The organism is Chryseobacterium sp. GVT01B, from assembly GCF_019970045.1.
In the GTDB taxonomy this organism is placed as follows: domain Bacteria; phylum Bacteroidota; class Bacteroidia; order Flavobacteriales; family Weeksellaceae; genus Chryseobacterium.
In genome coordinates this window covers 43,860-61,211 of the sequence record NZ_JAHXYI010000002.1, presented here as the reverse complement: position 1 = coordinate 61,211, position 17,352 = coordinate 43,860, and the positions used below count along the sequence as shown (strand labels likewise).

At 34.8% G+C, this 17,352-nt stretch carries 19 protein-coding genes; 6 read left to right on the top strand and 13 right to left on the bottom strand.

The window, feature by feature from the left end; translation table 11 throughout:
• Positions 1–57: 57 nt before the first annotated feature.
• The 3 genes from LC457_RS03720 to LC457_RS03710 all read right to left on the bottom strand — a co-directional run bounded on the left by LC457_RS03720 (position 58) and on the right by LC457_RS03710 (position 1,781).
• Positions 58–624 carry a hypothetical protein gene (locus LC457_RS03720; RefSeq protein ID WP_223598659.1) on the bottom strand — a complete coding sequence of 189 codons (567 nt, stop codon included), beginning with the start codon at positions 622–624 and terminating at the stop codon, positions 58–60.
• A gap of 83 nt (positions 625–707) precedes the next feature.
• Complete coding sequence (locus LC457_RS03715) at positions 708–869, bottom strand: hypothetical protein (RefSeq protein ID WP_223598658.1); 162 nt, start codon at positions 867–869, stop codon at positions 708–710.
• A gap of 15 nt (positions 870–884) precedes the next feature.
• Positions 885–1,781 carry a resolvase gene (locus tag LC457_RS03710; RefSeq protein ID WP_223598657.1) on the bottom strand — a complete coding sequence of 299 codons (897 nt, stop codon included), beginning with the start codon at positions 1,779–1,781 and terminating at the stop codon, positions 885–887.
• 161 nt (positions 1,782–1,942) lie between these two features.
• On the opposite strand from LC457_RS03710, the gene LC457_RS03705 reads away from it, so the two are divergent.
• Positions 1,943–2,506, top strand: a complete 564-nt coding sequence (locus tag LC457_RS03705) for a hypothetical protein (protein WP_223598656.1) — start codon at positions 1,943–1,945, stop codon at positions 2,504–2,506.
• 94 nt (positions 2,507–2,600) lie between these two features.
• Here the strand turns inward: LC457_RS03705 and infC are convergent, their stop codons facing one another.
• Positions 2,601–3,101: a translation initiation factor IF-3 gene (gene infC / locus LC457_RS03700; protein WP_185114236.1), complete on the bottom strand. Its 501-nt coding sequence runs from the start codon at positions 3,099–3,101 to the stop codon at positions 2,601–2,603.
• A 176-nt stretch (positions 3,102–3,277) separates the two neighbouring features.
• Complete coding sequence (gene thrS, locus LC457_RS03695; protein ID WP_223598655.1) at positions 3,278–5,197, bottom strand: threonine--tRNA ligase; 1,920 nt, start codon at positions 5,195–5,197, stop codon at positions 3,278–3,280.
• Positions 5,198–5,639: 442 nt separating this feature from the next.
• Here thrS and LC457_RS03690 point away from each other — a divergent pair, with 442 nt between their 5' ends.
• Entirely contained in the window at positions 5,640–6,614 is a 975-nt protein-coding gene (locus tag LC457_RS03690; protein ID WP_223598654.1) for a dipeptidase, read from the top strand.
• Between the two features lie 260 nt (positions 6,615–6,874).
• Here LC457_RS03690 and LC457_RS03685 read toward each other — a convergent pair whose 3' ends face one another.
• Entirely contained in the window at positions 6,875–8,419 is a 1,545-nt protein-coding gene (locus LC457_RS03685; protein ID WP_223598653.1) for a hypothetical protein, read from the bottom strand.
• A gap of 148 nt (positions 8,420–8,567) precedes the next feature.
• Between LC457_RS03685 and LC457_RS03680 the strand changes: the two genes are divergently transcribed.
• The 4 genes from LC457_RS03680 to leuB all read left to right on the top strand — a co-directional run bounded on the left by LC457_RS03680 (position 8,568) and on the right by leuB (position 13,089).
• Positions 8,568–9,731, top strand: coding sequence for a 2-isopropylmalate synthase (locus tag LC457_RS03680; protein ID WP_223598652.1), 1,164 nt, complete (start codon positions 8,568–8,570; stop codon positions 9,729–9,731).
• A 29-nt stretch (positions 9,732–9,760) separates the two neighbouring features.
• Positions 9,761–11,149: a 3-isopropylmalate dehydratase large subunit gene (gene leuC / locus LC457_RS03675; RefSeq protein ID WP_223598651.1), complete on the top strand. Its 1,389-nt coding sequence runs from the start codon at positions 9,761–9,763 to the stop codon at positions 11,147–11,149.
• Between the two features lie 226 nt (positions 11,150–11,375).
• A complete protein-coding gene (gene leuD / locus LC457_RS03670) occupies positions 11,376–11,984 on the top strand; it encodes a 3-isopropylmalate dehydratase small subunit (protein ID WP_223598650.1) in 609 nt (202 codons plus the stop codon).
• Complete coding sequence (gene leuB, locus LC457_RS03665; RefSeq protein WP_223598649.1) at positions 11,965–13,089, top strand: 3-isopropylmalate dehydrogenase; 1,125 nt, start codon at positions 11,965–11,967, stop codon at positions 13,087–13,089. The genes leuD and leuB overlap by 20 nt, the downstream gene beginning before the upstream one ends.
• Positions 13,090–13,178: 89 nt before the next feature.
• On the opposite strand, the gene LC457_RS03660 is transcribed toward leuB, so the two are convergent.
• From LC457_RS03660 to LC457_RS03630, 7 genes are all read right to left on the bottom strand, one after another.
• On the bottom strand, positions 13,179–13,364 hold the full coding sequence (locus tag LC457_RS03660; protein WP_047423221.1) for a hypothetical protein: 186 nt from the start codon (positions 13,362–13,364) through the stop codon (positions 13,179–13,181).
• 71 nt (positions 13,365–13,435) lie between these two features.
• A complete protein-coding gene (locus LC457_RS03655; protein ID WP_142716873.1) occupies positions 13,436–14,041 on the bottom strand; it encodes a DUF4230 domain-containing protein in 606 nt (201 codons plus the stop codon).
• Between the two features lie 2 nt (positions 14,042–14,043).
• Positions 14,044–14,607 carry a thioredoxin family protein gene (locus LC457_RS03650; protein WP_223598648.1) on the bottom strand — a complete coding sequence of 188 codons (564 nt, stop codon included), beginning with the start codon at positions 14,605–14,607 and terminating at the stop codon, positions 14,044–14,046.
• Positions 14,608–14,610: 3 nt separating this feature from the next.
• The gene (locus LC457_RS03645; protein ID WP_047374946.1) at positions 14,611–15,078 is read right to left on the bottom strand and encodes a nucleoside triphosphate pyrophosphohydrolase family protein; all 468 of its coding nucleotides are present in this window, start codon (positions 15,076–15,078) and stop codon (positions 14,611–14,613) included.
• 155 nt (positions 15,079–15,233) lie between these two features.
• On the bottom strand, positions 15,234–15,857 hold the full coding sequence (locus LC457_RS03640; RefSeq protein WP_223598647.1) for a hypothetical protein: 624 nt from the start codon (positions 15,855–15,857) through the stop codon (positions 15,234–15,236).
• A gap of 217 nt (positions 15,858–16,074) precedes the next feature.
• Entirely contained in the window at positions 16,075–16,485 is a 411-nt protein-coding gene (locus LC457_RS03635) for a hypothetical protein (RefSeq protein ID WP_223598646.1), read from the bottom strand.
• A 10-nt stretch (positions 16,486–16,495) separates the two neighbouring features.
• Complete coding sequence (locus LC457_RS03630; protein ID WP_223598645.1) at positions 16,496–17,209, bottom strand: glycohydrolase toxin TNT-related protein; 714 nt, start codon at positions 17,207–17,209, stop codon at positions 16,496–16,498.
• Positions 17,210–17,352: the final 143 nt, after the last annotated feature.

The window sequence follows — 17,352 nt, the reverse complement described above, 5'->3', positions numbered from 1 at the left end:
GCTTACATCGTAAAAGCAGACCTTTTTTTATATAATCAAATAATCGGGTGTGTTCTCTTAGTCTTTGAATTTCAACGCAGCCTGAAACAGGTTTTTCTTTCCTATTAAATCATATTCATCATTATATTCAGGCTGATACATCAGCATAAAAACGCTGCCGTCAAAATCTTTCAGATTGATGGGCTGATCTACCATGATATCATAAAACCTTGTAATAGTACGGGTAGCTGTCCATTGTTTGGCATTACCTTTAGGGTTTTTATCAAATCTGTGATCCTTCGCATCTGTATAGTACCAGTACGATGGTGCAGAATCCATCAGAAACATCTCTTTGTCCTTATTATATAGCTCTTCTGCCATACCTGTATTCTGAAACCATGGCACATCCATATTCAAAACGCCCAGAGCTCCTGCATAGATGTCTTTATTCGTAGTGGCACCTATTAAAAATCCTTCCAGGTTGGTAGACGTAATCTCAAATTGAAAAGTAGATTTTTTCAGTTCATAAACATCATTCACAGGCTCAATCACTTTTCCGTCCTGCTTAATAACCACTTTCAACGATTGCGCGAAAGTCATAAAACTTAATAAACAAAAAAGGAAGGTCAAACTTAATTTTTTCATTGTATCTCTTTAAATATTGCAGCAAAGATATTGGACTTTATTCCCATAAACACTGGCTGATTTCAGGGGTTTTTTAATTTATCCTAAAACAGATCAGCCTTCAACTGAATTTTTATATAAGCCGTTTTCTGCTTTTTACCATTAGCCGAAGCGGAATTCAGCGGGTAGACTTCTGTATAAAAAGTATCATGATCTGTCCAGAATGCTTTTTTATCATCTGCTATTTTGAAGTTAGTGAAATTCACATACAAAAGATTGTCCTATTTTTTGGTTTGTGGAAAATATTTGGAAATCACAAAATTACTCCCCACATCATTATTGGATGAAACAAAGGTAACCCAGCCTTTGGAAGGAAGGATTTGTGGATAGCCTTCTGTACTCAGTTCAAACATAACTGCGTTTTTTATATTGAAAAAGGAATAATAGGAATCTACAACTTCATCAGAATTTTCTTTGAATACTTCCAGGTTTAAGTAAGGTGATCTTCCTACATATTCATTGGCAAGCGGCCCCGTTTCTGTAGAGATGCTTTCATGTTGTGTAATCACTTCTTCTCTGCCATTTTCTTTGTATACCCAGTTATCTGCCTGCAGTTGTATATTTGGATTTTTTACCAATGTTTCGTTGATTCTATTTTTTGAACTGGTTTTAAATTCCTGTTCTGAAATCTCAGTAATAGTTCCAAACTTCTTAAAAGATTTATTCTTAAAATCATCAGATTGTTTAAATGTACTGCTTCTGATCTCATAAAGATCCACACCTTTTAATGTAAGCTCATATGCCGGAGTGAATTCTGATTTCAGGACAAATGCTTCAATACTGTTCGAAATATTGTTATTAATGCTGTAATGGATAGAATAGAAGTCTTCAAACTCTTCAAATCCGTAATAGTTATCAAGCTTATTATATGCCATTTTCAAATGAGCGGCATCTTTACTCGGCGTTATAAAAAACTGTATAGAATCCAGCTTGGTAAATAATTGAAATGGTACTTCCTGAACATTATCCACACCTTTTATTTTTTTGAAATCAGATAATGTTATTGTTTTTTGCTTAACTTCAGTTTCGGGTTTGTTACTCTCTGATGTTTTATTCTGTTGATTGCATCCTGCAAGAACCATCATTGACGATATAAAGATTTGATTGATGACTTTCATTTATTATATTTTGGGGCAAATGTATCGGTATTCGTACCAGCAGCCAACAAAAACGCCTGAATATGGGCAATAAATGGCTGAAAATAGGGATATATGAAGTGGCAGAATTTGGACAATTTTACAAAACGATAAACCCAATATTGTAATTTACTTTTATCAACATGAAAAACTTAATAATCAGCCTTTCGGTGGTGACTGCTTTACTGGCATCCTGTTCACCCGCTACAGACAAAAAAGTGGAAAAAAATATTTCTCCGGACACCAAAAAAGAAATTGCAGCACCTAAACCAGAACCAGTGAAGATTGATCCGGCAACATTAGAAATACCAGGTGATTTTTCAACATTAGTTCCTATTGATTTGTTGAATAGTAAAAGTACCAATGTACATGATAAATATGGTATAGAGTTCTCCGGAAACTGTTATTCATGCGATCTGACAAGCCTGTCTATAACAAAGAAGCAAATCAGATGGACGAATGTCTGTGATGAAAAAGATACTTTTATAATTGATGATTTTTCATACTCTAATGAAGGAAACAAAACTGTTTTTAAAACTCCGGAAAGAACCTATATTTTAACCCAAATAGATAAAGCACCCGTTTATGAACTCGTAATAGAAGGCAAAAAACTGGAATTAAAAAACAAAAGAATATCCAAATATTTTACTACCGAAAAAGCTTTACCTCTTTTCACAGAGCATGATTGTGGTGATTTTGAAGGATAGACGGTAGAGTAGTATGGCATTCTCTTCTTAAAATTAAAGCATAAAAAAACCTCAAAGTAATTTGAGGTTTTTTTATATTAAAATAATGACTTAATTATTTTGCTGGTTTTTTAGGACTCATCATCATAATCATCCTTTTTCCTTCAAGTTTAGGAAGCTGGTCTACTTTTCCTACGTGCTCTAGTTCCTGAGCAAGTTTTAAAAGCAAAATTTCTCCCTGGTCCTTAAAGATAATCGAACGTCCTTTAAAAAATACGTAGGTCTTTAATTTAGAACCTTCTTCAAGGAATTTTTCAGCATGCTTCTTTTTGAATTCGTAATCATGGTCGTCAGTCTGAGGTCCGAAACGGATCTCTTTTACTACCACTTTTACTTGCTTAGCCTTAAGTTCCTTTTGTTTTTTCTTTTGCTCGTATAAGAATTTCTTATATTCTAATACTCTTGCAATAAAAGGTTCTGCTTTATCAGAAATTACTACTAAATCCAATTCCTGATCTGCAGCAATCTGTCTTGCTTTGTCAATTGGATAAATTCCTGGCTCTACGTTATCGCCCACCAAACGAAGCTCTCTCACACGAATTTTATCGTTGATCAAGTGTAAGTCCTCTTGTACCGGACGTCTTTGTGGGCCCCTGTTGTTAAATCTTTGTGCTATTGTATTATAATTTTATTGGTTAATTACTTAATTTAATTGATTCAAATATTTAAAAATTGAAAGATTCTGTTATTGTATTAACTCTTGAATCCTTCAATCTTTTAATTTTAAATTTATTATATGGCTGCTTCTTTTTTAAAGTAAGCAACGAAATCTTCCATTTTCATGACTCCAAGATCTCCTTCTCCACGTCTTCTTACAGAAATCGTGCCTTCATTTTCTTCATTTTCTCCTACGACAAGCATGAAAGGAATTTTGTTTAATTCAGCATCACGGATCTTTTTACCTGTCTTCTCGTTTCTGTCGTCAATCTGACCGCTAATATCGTGATTTTCCAAAAATTGTGAAACTTTTTTTGAATAATCTACATATTTTTCACTGATCGGTAGAATAATAAACTGATCCGGGCTTAACCATAATGGGAAATCACCTGCAGTGTTTTCCAACAAAATAGCAATGAAACGCTCCATAGAACCAAATGGTGCTCTGTGGATCATTACCGGTCTGTGTTTTTCATTATCATTTCCGATATAATGAAGATCAAATCTTTCAGGAAGGTTATAATCTACCTGGATTGTTCCCAGCTGCCATTTTCTTCCTAAAGCATCTTTCACCATGAAGTCAAGCTTAGGACCGTAGAATGCCGCTTCACCGTATTCCACCACTGTTTTTAATCCTTTCTTCTGAGCTGCATTGATGATGGCACTTTCTGCTTTCTCCCAGTTTTCATCAGAACCGATATACTTTTGTTTGTTTTCAGGATCTCTCAAAGAAACCTGAGTTACAAAATCTTCAAACCCTAAAGATTTGAATACATAAAGGGTAAGATCAATTACCTTTTCAAATTCTTCAGAAAGCTGATCCGGAGTACAGAAAAGGTGAGCATCATCCTGAGTAAATCCACGAACTCTCGTTAAACCGTGAAGTTCTCCACTTTGCTCATATCTGTATACCGTACCAAATTCTGCATATCTTTTTGGTAAATCTCTGTAGCTCCATTGTGAAGTTTTGTAAATTTCACAGTGGTGAGGACAGTTCATTGGTTTCAGCAAAAATTCTTCCCCTTCATTCGGAGTTTTAATCGGCTGGAAGCTGTCTTCCCCATATTTATCCCAGTGTCCTGAAGTTACATACAATTCTTTTGCCCCGATGTGTGGAGACATTACAAATTCGTAACCTCCTTTTTTCTGAGCATCAGAAAGGAAATTTTCAAGCTTTCTTCTTAAAGCAGTTCCTTTTGGTAACCAAAGCGGCAACCCGGCGCCTACTTTTTCAGAGAATGCAAAAATTCCAAGTTCTTTACCTAATTTTCTGTGGTCTCTTCTTTTAGCTTCTTCTAATCTTTCAAGATATTCAGTAAGATCTTTCTGCTTAGGGAAAGAAATACCATATACTCTTGTCAATTGAGGGTTCTTTTCATTACCTCTCCAGTAAGCTCCGGCTGCATTTAAAATTTTAACTGCCTTTACAATTCCAGTATTCGGAATGTGACCACCACGACATAAATCTGTGAAGTTATCGTGCGTTACAAAAGTAATTTCTCCATCATTAAGATTAGAGATCAGTTCCACTTTGTACGGATTGTCTGCGTATGTTTTTAAAGCATCTTCTTTAGAAACCGGATAAAGAGAGAAGGTAGAACCTTTCTTCGCATTTTCTAAGATCTTTTTTTCAATCTTTTCAAAATCTTTTTCAGATAAGCTTTCATCCCCGAAATCTACGTCATAGTAGAATCCGCTTTCGATAGCTGGACCAATGGTCAACTTAGCATTAGGATAAAAATCAAGGATAGCCTGCGCCAAAAGGTGGGCAGAAGAGTGCCAGAAAGCCTTCTTTCCAAGATCGTCATTCCAGGTCAAAAGCTGTACCGTAGAATCCGTGGTTATAGGTGTGGTTGTTTCTACTTGTTTGTCATTAACAATTGCGGAAATGGTGTTTCTAGCCAATCCCTCGCTTATAGATTTTGCCACATCTAGAGGAGTCACTGCTCCCTCGAATTCTTTGACACTATTGTCTGGAAGTGTAATTTTTATCATTGTTTACTAAGAAATTTTAAGAGGCAAAAATACGGAATTTTTAGATAAAATACTATATCCATCTGTATTTAGAATGAGAATTAATATCGAAAATAGAAAGATTTTTAACGTTTGGGAGTTATAGAGTTTATATTACAGTGTTCTCAAGAAAGAATTTTATTACTTTTATGACCTTAACAGAGCTGGAATTCATCACTTTCCTGGTTTTGTTTTTAAATAGATTACAAAAAAAGCAATAGAAATTTTAAATCTTATAAAAAGAATAAAAATATAAGTTTCAGAAGATTAAAAGTAATATCTTAATCCGATGAATACAGGATATTGATGCAATAATAAAAGTTTTAATAATTGAAAATAAGATGGTTTTATAAATCTCTGAAATACAATATCCATATTCAATTAGAATCCAATAAATATTAAATTTTCAAAAATTACAATCCCTATGAATAGGATAAACATTGATTTACATTGTGATCTTCTATATTATCTTTTAAGATCAGATTCAGCGCTTGATGATAAAGAATTAGGTTGTTCGCTGCCTTATTTACAGGATGGAAATGTAAAACTTCAGGTGATGGCGATGTATGCGGGAACAGGAGCTGATAGCACAGCTCACGGACTGGAACAAAGCAAATTGTTTTCAAAACTGATCAAAAACGAGAATTTTTTCCTTTTTAATCAAGATAATTTCAACGCTCCGGAAAATAAAAACCGGGTAGGAGTCATTGCTTCTATTGAAAACGCATCTGCTTTCTGCGATGAAAACCAAAGTCTGGATTCCGGATTCAAAAATCTGGAGACCATTATTGAAAATACTGAAAAAGTATTTTATATTGGGATTACCCATCACCTGGAAAACCGTTTTGGAGGCGGAAATAATGCTACAGCAGGATTGAAAGAAGATGGAAAAGTACTGATCGACTATATTTCTGACCGGAAAATTGCCATTGATTTAGCCCATACAAGCGATCAGCTGGCTTATGATATTTTCACTTATATCGATCAAAGAAATTATTCAATTCCTATTCTGGCAAGCCACTCCAACTACAGAACTGTTTACAAAAATAATAGAAACCTTCCTGATGAACTGGCGAAAGAAGTGATTTCCAGAAAAGGATTGATTGGCCTGAATTTTATCAAAGATTATGTTGATATTGAACATCCCGAAAGACTCTATGAGCATATTCAATACGGACTGGATCTTGGTGGAGAAGACAGCATAGCCTATGGTGCAGATTATTTTTACTGGAAGGATCACCCGGACAAATCCCGTCATCCTTTTTTCTTTCCCGAGCATTCTAACGCTGCAGTATATCCGGCAGTCAATAAAGAAATTGAGGAACGGTTTTCATCGGAGCTGGTTGAAAAAATCAGTCATAAAAATGCTTTGAACTTTATAAAGAATATGTATAAATAAAATCATAATTAACAGGTCGCTACTCTGGAGCTATCACTTTAAAACAAATACTTCTATTAACTGTTAGCTCCCATTGGAGCTGGATGGATCTACTGTTAATAGAAAAAAATTAAGTCCGTAAAAGTAAAGCTCCAGAGGAGTGACCTGTTAATACTAAATCTGTGAGAGTATATTAAAAATAAAACAACTTATTGGGTGTTTTATTTCACATGAGGTAAATTCAATAATATTTTGTAAATTAAGTGTTTATATATTTTTATTTAATGTTTTCTTTTATATTTAACTTTTTGCTTAATAATCTCGATCACATCTACATTCTGGACTTTAGATTTAATCCATCCATGAATATCAATATAGAATAATGAGCGTCTATAGTATTCATTATTGGAGTACTCTTCCAGCTTTTTATCAAAGGCTTCAAAGGTTTTCTGTCTCTGATCCGGTACTTGATTATTCTGGTTCTTGAAAAACTGAATGCTTTCAAAATGGAACTCTTCCGGCTTTTTCATTTTTTTAGCAAACTTTAAAGTAGAAGCAATAAATTCATCATAATCTTCATCATTTCCAGACTCATATTTTGCCATTAAGATCAGAATTCTGGTATGAAACAGTAGATCTTCCTGTACATTTCCTTTGGATTCTATGACTCTCATAGAATACTCAATAGATTTGTCAAACATTTTACTGCCGAAGAACATAGCGGCCATTTTCAGATAGAGAATCATAAAATGGTGCTCATCTATTCTTTCTCTGAGTTTTTCCATTTTTAATTCCACTTCAGGAATTAGCTTGGTTCCTGTGAAAAATTCCCCTTTTACAAAGTGAATATTCATCAGTGTATTGTAATGGGTAAGAAAAATAAGAGACTGAAGATTTTCATTCTGCACAAAATTCTCTGCATGTACCATTTTATTGAAATTTTCAAAATGCTCTTCGAGAATATCAATATTTCCATACAAAAACAGGATTTTCAGCAGATAAGTATTCCCTTTAATGTACCAAACCGGGTGGCTGTAGATCATTTCAGGCTTTTTATGAAACAGATCTACCCACTGATAAGCATATTTCAAGGTATATTTATAGTCCTGTAAAAGCTGGTTTTTCCAGACATGAGCTTTATAATACCAGAGTTTTTCTGTGAAGTTTAGCTTTTCTGGGTTTATGTTTTTAATCTGAGCATTAAAAATATCCATCACTTCCTGTCGGTCTGCATCATTTTTTACATAGCCGTGAGTAAGCATTTCACTGTATAATTTCAGAGAAAGATTAGACAGTTTTGTGGTATAACGGTTCTGTTTGCTTATTTCCTGAGATTGCTTGATAAGTTCTTCGGCACGACCTTCAATACTTCGGGTAATGAATTGTGATTCAATTACTTTTTCAAGGTCTATAATTTCAGAAGCAATACTTTTTTCATCCAGTTCCAATGCAGACTGTTTGGTTTTGTCCAGTATTTTAAGAGCCTGCTTGTAAAGTCCTTTCTGATACAGAATATTAGCAAAATCCAACTGTTCACGAAGCTGAATTCTATAGTTCTGATGACTTGGGTTCATACGGAGGCTTACAAGAATCTGTTTGTAAAGATGGGCTTTAAGGTTGGAAAGCTGTTGTTTGGTAGAGATTTTTTTCTCAATAACTATATTTTCATCATATTCCTTCATCTTATCCATTTCAGAAAATAACAATAGAAATTTAGCATCTACATTAATTCCGAGACGGTTTACATACAACTTAAACTGTCGTTTTTCAGAGGTGGTCAATGACTTTACCAATACAAACAAAAAATCTTTCTGCAATTCTGCCATTGTAAATTTTTATAAATTAAAATACTGATTAATAAATGGATATGATTATTTTTTCAACGGTTGAGTATTGTAATTTTCAGAAAAATTGAAAATGAAAAAATATTGCAACCCGTAGTTTTGAACCAAAATTAAGTAAAAATCTTCACTTATGAATTCCGAAAAAATTGAAATTTTTGATACAACACTAAGAGATGGGGAACAGGTTCCGGGATGTAAACTGAATACGGAACAAAAACTGATTATTGCTGAAAGGCTTGATGAGCTGGGGATTGATATCATTGAAGCAGGATTCCCGATTTCCAGTCCTGGAGATTTTGAATCTGTTTCAGAAATTTCAAAATTGGTAAGAAAAGCTAAAGTATGCGGGCTGACAAGAGCGAATAAAAAAGATATTGATGTAGCCGCAGAAGCACTGAAGTTTGCAAAGAGACCAAGAATACACACCGGAATCGGAACTTCTGATTCTCACATTAAATATAAATTCAACTCAACAAGAGAAGATATTATTGAAAGAGCAGCCGAAGCGGTAAAATATGCTAAAACGTATGTAGAAGACGTAGAGTTTTATGCTGAAGATGCGGGACGAACGGATAATGAATATCTGGCAAGAGTTTGTGAGGCTGTTATCAAAGCTGGAGCAACTGTTCTTAATATTCCCGATACCACAGGTTATTGTCTGCCAGAAGAGTATGGTCAGAAAATAAAGTATCTGAGAGAAAACGTAAAAGGAATTGAAAAAGCAGTGTTGTCATGCCATTGCCATAATGATCTGGGGCTGGCTACTGCTAATTCAATTGCGGGAGCTATCAATGGAGCACGCCAGATTGAATGTACCATCAACGGGCTAGGAGAAAGGGCTGGTAATACGGCTTTGGAGGAAGTTGTCATGATTTTAAAACAGCATAAAGACTTGAATCTTCATACGGATGTCAATTCAAGAATGCTGAATGAAATGAGTACAATGGTTTCCGACCTGATGGGAATGTCTGTACAGCCCAACAAAGCTATTGTAGGAGCTAACGCTTTTGCTCACAGTTCAGGAATTCATCAGGATGGTGTGATTAAAAACAGAGAAACTTACGAAATCATTGATCCGGCAGAAGTAGGCGTGAATGCTTCTTCAATCATTCTTACCGCCAGAAGCGGACGTTCAGCATTGGCGTATCGTTTCAAACATATCGGCTATGAGGTTACCAAAAACGAACTTGATTATCTGTATCAGGAATTTTTGAAAATTGCTGATCTTAAAAAGGAAATAGGAAACGATGATCTGAGCATGATGATGGATTCTTTCAACAGAAAAATAGGATAGGTTTGATTTTAAATCAACATAAAAGTAAAATGAACAACAGTAAAAAGACACTTTTTGATAAAGTATGGGACGCTCATGTGGTAGAAACCATTCCTGACGGACCTCAGATTATTTATATAGACAAACATCTTATCCATGAGGTAACCAGTCCTCAGGCTTTTGCAGAACTTGAATCCAGAAATCTGGAAATTTTCAGACCCGAACAGATTGTAGCAACAGCTGATCATAATGTGCCCACTCTACACCAGGAACAGCCTATCAGGGATGAACTTTCAAGAAACCAGGTAGAACAGCTAACGGAAAACTGTAAGAAAAACAATATCGAACTCTTCGGATTGGGACACCAATATCAGGGAATCGTTCATATCATTGCTCCGGAATTAGGAATTACCCAGCCGGGAATGAGTATTGTTTGTGGAGATAGCCACACATCTACCCATGGCGCATTCGGATCTATTGCTTTTGGAATCGGAACAAGCCAGGTTGCGCAGGTATTTGCCAGCCAATGTCTGTTATTAAACAAGCCAAAATCAATGAGAATAACAGTCAATGGAACGTTGAATGAAAATGTTCAGTCCAAAGATGTGATTCTTTATATCATTTCAAAAATAGGAACTGATGGCGGAACAGGATATTTCTGTGAATATGCAGGCAATGTATTTGAAGAAATGTCTATGGAAGGAAGAATGACTGTCTGCAATATGAGCATTGAAATGGGTGCCAGAGGAGGAATGATTGCTCCCGATGAAACGACTTTTGAATATGTTCAAGGAAGAAAATTTGCTCCGGAAGGAGAAGATTGGGAAGAGAAAGTAGAGTATTGGAGAACTCTGAAAACGGATGAAGGAGCTGCATTTGATAAAGAACTAAGTTTTGATGCGTCAGATATTTATCCGATGATTACTTACGGAACAAACCCTGGAATGGGGATTTCTATCCGTGAAGTGATTCCGGTTCCTCAAAATGAATCGGAGCAGAAAGCACTGCAATATATGGGATTGGAAGCCGGACAGTCGGTTAACAGCATCAAGGTTAATTATGTTTTCATAGGAAGCTGTACCAATGCAAGAATAGAGGATTTCCGTTCTGCAGCTCAATATATTAAAGGGAAAAGCAAATCCGAGGCTGTAAAAGCTCTGATTGTTCCCGGATCTCAACAGGTGGTTAAACAGATTTATGAGGAAGGTCTGGATAAAATATTCAATGATGCAGGATTTCAGATCCGTCAGCCGGGATGCTCAGCATGTCTGGCGATGAATGATGATAAAATTCCTGAAGGTGAATATTGTGTTTCCACTTCCAACAGAAACTTTGAAGGCAGACAGGGACAAGGTTCAAGAACAATTCTTGCCAGCCCGCTTACCGCAGCAAAAGCAGCAATAGAAGGTAAAATATCAGCCCTTGAAAGTTTAAACTAAAAGTAATTTTAAATTTATTTTAACCACAAAAGGCACAAAAGGTTGTGTCGTTTGTAAGAAGAAGTTATCATTTGCTTACATAAAAAGAGCACTTAAGCTTTATGAAAATTTTTGATTTTCATTCTTTTGCGAACTTCTTATATGGATTCTTTTATCCATCCTTAAGTAAACAGAGGTGAAAAAACTTTTGTGACTTTTGTGGTTCAAGTCTAACAATGTAGAATACATGCAAAAATTAGTTGTTTTAAAATCCCGTGCAGTTCCATTGCCGGCAGAAAATATAGATACAGACCAGATTATTCCGGCAAGATTCCTGAAAAGTATAGACAGAAAAGGTTTTGGAGAAAATCTGTTCAGAGATTGGAGATTCAATATCCATACAGGAGAACCCAATCCTGATTTTGTTTTAAATAATCCTAAATTCAGTGGTGAAATTTTGGTTGCAGGAAACAATTTCGGTTGTGGAAGCAGCCGTGAACATGCAGCTTGGTCTTTGACAGATTATGGATTCAAAGTAATTATTTCCAGTTATTTCGCTGATATTTTCAAAGGAAATGCTTTAAATAACGGACTTCTTCCGGTAAAAGTCTCTGAAGAATTTTTAAAAGAAATTTTAGAAGGAATCAATGAAAATCCAAACAATGAGATCGCGATTGATGTGGAATTACAATCCGTAAGCTTTAAAGATACGACGGAGACTTTTGAGATTGATTCCTATAAAAAAATATGTCTGTTGAATGGTTATGATGACATTGATTTTTTAATCAGCAGAAAGCAGACGATCACAAATTTTGAACTAAAGACACAAAAAACAAATGAGCAACAATTATTTTAAAATCGCGGTTCTTCCCGGAGATGGGATTGGCCCGGAAATCATCAGTGAAAGCATTAAAATATTAGATGTTATTGCTGAAGCTTTTCAATGCAAATTCCATTTTGACTATGGATTAATCGGGGCAGAAGCTATTTTCAAGACAGGAAATCCTCTACCTGAAGAAACATTAAAGATCTGTAAAGAATCTGATGCCGTACTTTTCGGAGCCATTGGTGATCCGGTTTTTGATAATAATCCTGAAGCGAAAGTAAGACCTGAACAAGGGTTGTTGAAACTCCGTAAAGAACTGGGTTTATTCGCCAATATCCGTCCTTTGAAAACATATCCATCATTGATTGATAAAAGTCCGCTTAAAAGAGAAATTATTGAAGGAGCAGATATCCAGATTTTCAGAGAATTGGTAAGTGGAATTTATTTTGGTGAAAAATTTACAGATCCGGAAGGTAATTATGCTTATGATGTCTGCAAATACAGCCGTGAAGATATTATTCCAATTGCGCATATGGCATTTCAGGAAGCTCAGAAAAGAAATAAAAAGCTTACTCTTATTGATAAGGCGAACGTTCTGGATACTTCAAGACTGTGGAGAAAAACATGCCAGGAAATTGCTCCGGAATATCCGGATGTACAGCTTGATTATATGTTTGTAGACAATGCAGCCATGCAGTTGATCCTTAATCCTAAACATTTTGATGTTATTTTGACTGAAAATATGTTTGGTGATATTATTTCGGATGAAGCCAGTGTGATTGGTGGTTCTATCGGGCTGCTTCCATCTGCTTCGGTAGGAGAGAAGAATGCTTTATTTGAGCCTATCCATGGATCTTATCCACAAGCCAAAGGAAAAGGTATTGCAAATCCTGTTGCTTCTATTTTAAGTGTTGCTATGATGCTGGATCATCTTAATTTACATGCTGCCGCTGAGAAATTAAGACAATCTGTAGAACATGCTATTGAGAACAAATATGTTACTATTGATCTTAATACCAAGCAATATTACTCAACAAGTGAAGTGGGAAGCTTTATTGCAGACCATATCAGATATTCCGAGAAATCGTATTATAATTTTGAAAATATAAAAATCGGAAAATCAACGATTGTATAGAAAACAATAAGTTCATTTAGATAGTTAGAAAGAAAAGTTCCGCCTCGTATGAGACGGAACTTTTCAATTATAAAGGCCTGATGGCTCTTTTATTTTTTTGTATTATCCGTTTTTCCTGATTTGTTCTTTGAAGATTTCTGAATATCTTCTTTGTCAATATCAGGCGGATTAGACTTTTTCGATGCAGCAGGAATGTTCTGGAAATCCTGATTTTGCTGTTTAGTTTCTGCAGTATTGGCAGATTCTTTCTTTTTGGTGTTTCCTTTTGTATCCATGACTTAAATTTTTAATTTCAAGAATATGGATAGTATCATTCAAAGTGTTTGCCAAACGGAAATATTTTATCCTAAAGTCCTAAAATACCAATTTTCCCGGTTTTATCCTCAATGGTGTAATTCAGAGCTTTCGCCAAAACAAAAACATTATTCAGGTTTTCCATCAGCTGTTTACGGCCTTCATTTCTCAACTGATTCTGATCAATTGATTTTTCTGCCGTTTCTTTAGCTTTTGCGGTAACATTCTTAATATCTTTTTCTGAAATTCTGTTAATGAAAGAATCATCTAAAGATTGAATCTCAACACTAGGTGTGATTCTGATCTCAGCGTCAGGAAGTTCTGTAATAACCAGTTTTTTGTTGATGGAATCTACCTCGATCTTCATTTTATTAAGATCATAAGAAACCTGTGCATTAGTCTTTGTATACGTAATAATGCTGTTGCTGGAAACTTCTTTCCCGAATACTTCATAGCCCATTTTGGTTTTCTGCATACTGGAAGTGTTCTGTTCCAGCACCACCATCTTATTCATCTTGGAAATTTGATTGGTCAGGATATAATAATCCGACTGTTCAGTTTTAGTTCCAAGGTTCAGGCAGGACTTCAGACCAAAAAACAGAAGCACCATAGCGCCGGCACCGGCTGCAAAGGACAGGATTGTTCTATAATTTCTCAAATCTATTTAAAAATTTCTTTAATAACTGAGGAATCGTTCTTTTTAAGGATTTCAACTAAATCTCTTTCAATATAGCCTGTAGTAGGCATTTCTACGATTCTTCCAATCTCTTTTCCATATCTTTTAAGGATAATGGTAGGGACTTTCTGAAGATTATAAAGACTTTCATCCCCGGTAGGAGATTCTTTCTTACGGTTTACAGCAATAATGTTTAATTTATTTTCCGGATAGTTTACGGCTTCCAATATTTTCATCAGTCTTGGAAAATCTCTGTGGCTGTCTTCACACCATGTTCCCATGAAAACAATAATGTCATAGGTCCCGATTTTCTCTTTTTTTAATTCACTGACTGCTTTTTGGTCAAGGGCATATTCATCATGTTCCTTTACGTACCAATCTGCATAAGGAGCTTTTAAAAATTGCTCTTTCAATTGGTTTCCTAAAAGCATTTTGCCGTCTTTCTGAGTTTCAACTTCACGGTTTACCACTACTTTTTGAGCGCTAAGCTGTTGTGCAGCTAAAAACAGACTTGAAAAGGCAACAATATTGGTAATAAATTTTTTCATATTTTATTTTTCGATAATTGATTTTAAATCAGCAGGAGAGTAGTATTTGTTTTTCAATACTTTATGATCTGCCTGTCTGTAAACATTGAATTTTTCTCCAGACTTTTCATAAAAAGATTCTACTTCCTTCTCTTTGTAAAATTCAACAGTTTCTTTTGCCTGTTCTTCATTATCACATGCCTTCGACATATTGGAACGCTGAACTTCGTTGAATAGCTCTACAAATTTGCTGCCAAGTCCGAATTCCAGCACAGCACCACTCAAAACATACTGAAGATCACATAATGCATCTGCAATTTCTACAATATTATTATCTGCAATCGCCTGCTTCAGTTCATTTAATTCTTCCTGTAAAAGTTCTACTCTCAGATTGCATCTTTCCGGAGAAGGAATTTGTGGGGTATCTAAAATAGGGGCTTTGAAAGTAGTATGGAATTCTGCTACTTGGTTCAGACTATCAATTTTATCCATGAATTTTTTTATTTCCCACAAAGATAGAAAAGGATTTGTAAAATGTGAAATGTACAGAAGGAAAATGTAATGATGGAGGGAATTGAACAATTCAGAATTTTAGGCTTTCTAATATCATGTTTTTGGAAAGCTCTGATTGAAATTTATGAGAGGTTTTAATATCGTTCCACTATTCGATACCATTGATCTTCTAATTTCCAATTAAGTTCAGGGTCATTTTTTATAAGTTTCTCGTAACTCATTTTAGTTTTGGGATCGTTGGTGAATATAAAGTAGATTTGTGGTGCTTCAAAAAAACCACGGGAGATCCAAAATTTAATTGTTTTTGTATTTTCTGTTTTATTCTCATAGATCCAAATGTCATTTCCTCCATTTGAAATAATTGGAAAGTCAAATGAAAGCTTATGTATTCCATTTTTCATTGAAGTATTGGGTTTTATAGTCTCCTTTAAAATTTCATTTACTATTTGATGGCGTTTACAATAAGAAATTTTCCAGTCTAACTTTTCGATTATGGAGCTTGGAATTTTATTAAATCTATAAAAGGTTAAAAAGAAAAGAACAATAGTTGTTAAAAAACTAATAATCCCGGTTGATGTTATTTTTGTGCGTTCTTTAAATCGTTTTACGATTTGTCGTAAAGATAAAATCAATAGTATCAAACATGCTAAAAGCCATAAAAGAGGTTTAAAGAAATAGGGTAGAATAAAATAATCTGTAAAACTGTAGGCAATCCAAATTATTGTTAAAATCAGAGTTTTCTTAGGTAATCTTTCCATCTAAAGTTTGATTGATTCAGAAAAAGTTAGTTTCATGGAGTAAATTTAGGTGAAAAGAAGATTTGCTAAAGGATTTGATCTCCTTTATTTATGTGGAAAAATATGAATTCGTCGAATAAAATATATTTAAATAATACATTTTCATAAAAAGTCCACAATTTTCAGGTTGTGGACTTTTGCTTTTTTATTTTGGTTTGTATTCAATACATTATTTCAGTTATCCGTATTTCCAGATACCTGATATACTCAATATCATCAATCCCGGCTGTTTTTCGCCATAGCTGAATACACATATGTATTTTGAATGGCAGGAAGAACAATCTGTCCCAAAATATAAAGTGGGAAGATCATTAACGGTCAGTTCTCCTAAATGAAGCATTCTTTGGGAGGTTACATTGACGATTTCATGTTTTAACAATTCACTTTTGGAGACTACTTTATCTTCATTGTACAACTGGAAGATGGGAAATCCTGATTCGTAAGGCTTTATCTCAATGGTATTTTCATGACCACAATTACAGCAGTTAAAAGTAGTAACGGCTGAGGGAAGAGCTTCATCATTAATGAAAGTACTTTTTGTAACAGAAGCTTTTTTAGTAATGTCTATTTTATTTGAAATTGAATACATCTGAGTTGATTTATGGCTGAATAACTGTGCCTACTAAGTTAGGGTATTTTCCGCTTGGACTTTTCTTAATAGTGACTTTTATATAACCTTCTTCTGCCAGCTTATTCCATGTTTTCTGATAACCAGTGTTGATGTCAATTGGAATTTTCCACATGGTTTGCTTTCCTTTACCCGCCTGGCTAAACCATGGAATGATGTCTGCTGTCTGAGTTTTAAACTGCATTGAATTGTTCAGAACATCAATCTCATAATAGAAATCGTATTTGTCTTCAGGCTGGTTTAATGCTCTTTGGGTAAACGTATAAGTATATCCGTTGATGATAGGACTTGTGAAACTTCCTCCCAAAGTGGGAACACCTGTTCCGTTGTAACTGCCTACAGCTCCGCTGTATCTATCAAATTTCTGCCCAACCTGTAAAGCAACATCATCAACTATATTGTAGCCTCCATTAGCAGGTGGCCATCCGCCATTTAAATTATTAGCCTTAAAAAGTGATTCCAGTTCACTCCATTTTCCTCTTTTGTATAAATCGTAAGCTTGATTTTTAAGCGCCTGGCTCACCGAATTATTGGGGTCATAAGTTACTGCCAGTTCATCTGCATTTTTGTAGAATACCGTAGTGATATCGGGATTGATGTCTATTACATCATCATTGTCTGAGCTACAGGCAACTGAGAGCGAAGTAATAGTTAAAAAAAAGAGATACTTAAATAAATGTTTCATATAAAAAATTTTAAATTATTTTAAAATAGGAGGTATTAGAAGGGGCTACCTTTTTTGAAACATCATTCTTTACAAAAATCTTAAGTGGAAATATTGATATAAATAGTATTAATGTTTTTCCAATCAAAAAATAAACGGAATCT

Bases quoted from the DNA above. Each gene is read 5' to 3' on its own strand.
- LC457_RS03630 (WP_223598645.1), bottom strand. From the start codon at position 17,209: ATGAAACATTTATTTAAGTATCTCTTTTTTTTAACTATTACTTCGCTC.
- LC457_RS03680 (WP_223598652.1), top strand. From the start codon at position 8,568: ATGAATTCCGAAAAAATTGAAATTTTTGATACAACACTAAGAGATGGG.
- leuC (WP_223598651.1), top strand. From the start codon at position 9,761: ATGAACAACAGTAAAAAGACACTTTTTGATAAAGTATGGGACGCTCAT.
- LC457_RS03640 (WP_223598647.1), bottom strand. From the start codon at position 15,857: ATGGAAAGATTACCTAAGAAAACTCTGATTTTAACAATAATTTGGATT.
- LC457_RS03685 (WP_223598653.1), bottom strand. From the start codon at position 8,419: ATGGCAGAATTGCAGAAAGATTTTTTGTTTGTATTGGTAAAGTCATTG.
- LC457_RS03650 (WP_223598648.1), bottom strand. From the start codon at position 14,607: ATGAAAAAATTTATTACCAATATTGTTGCCTTTTCAAGTCTGTTTTTA.
- LC457_RS03705 (WP_223598656.1), top strand. From the start codon at position 1,943: ATGAAAAACTTAATAATCAGCCTTTCGGTGGTGACTGCTTTACTGGCA.
- LC457_RS03645 (WP_047374946.1), bottom strand. From the start codon at position 15,078: ATGGATAAAATTGATAGTCTGAACCAAGTAGCAGAATTCCATACTACT.
- leuD (WP_223598650.1), top strand. From the start codon at position 11,376: ATGCAAAAATTAGTTGTTTTAAAATCCCGTGCAGTTCCATTGCCGGCA.
- thrS (WP_223598655.1), bottom strand. From the start codon at position 5,197: ATGATAAAAATTACACTTCCAGACAATAGTGTCAAAGAATTCGAGGGA.
- LC457_RS03690 (WP_223598654.1), top strand. From the start codon at position 5,640: ATGAATAGGATAAACATTGATTTACATTGTGATCTTCTATATTATCTT.
- LC457_RS03710 (WP_223598657.1), bottom strand. From the start codon at position 1,781: ATGAAAGTCATCAATCAAATCTTTATATCGTCAATGATGGTTCTTGCA.
- LC457_RS03660 (WP_047423221.1), bottom strand. From the start codon at position 13,364: ATGGATACAAAAGGAAACACCAAAAAGAAAGAATCTGCCAATACTGCA.
- LC457_RS03635 (WP_223598646.1), bottom strand. From the start codon at position 16,485: ATGTATTCAATTTCAAATAAAATAGACATTACTAAAAAAGCTTCTGTT.
- leuB (WP_223598649.1), top strand. From the start codon at position 11,965: ATGAGCAACAATTATTTTAAAATCGCGGTTCTTCCCGGAGATGGGATT.
- LC457_RS03720 (WP_223598659.1), bottom strand. From the start codon at position 624: ATGAAAAAATTAAGTTTGACCTTCCTTTTTTGTTTATTAAGTTTTATG.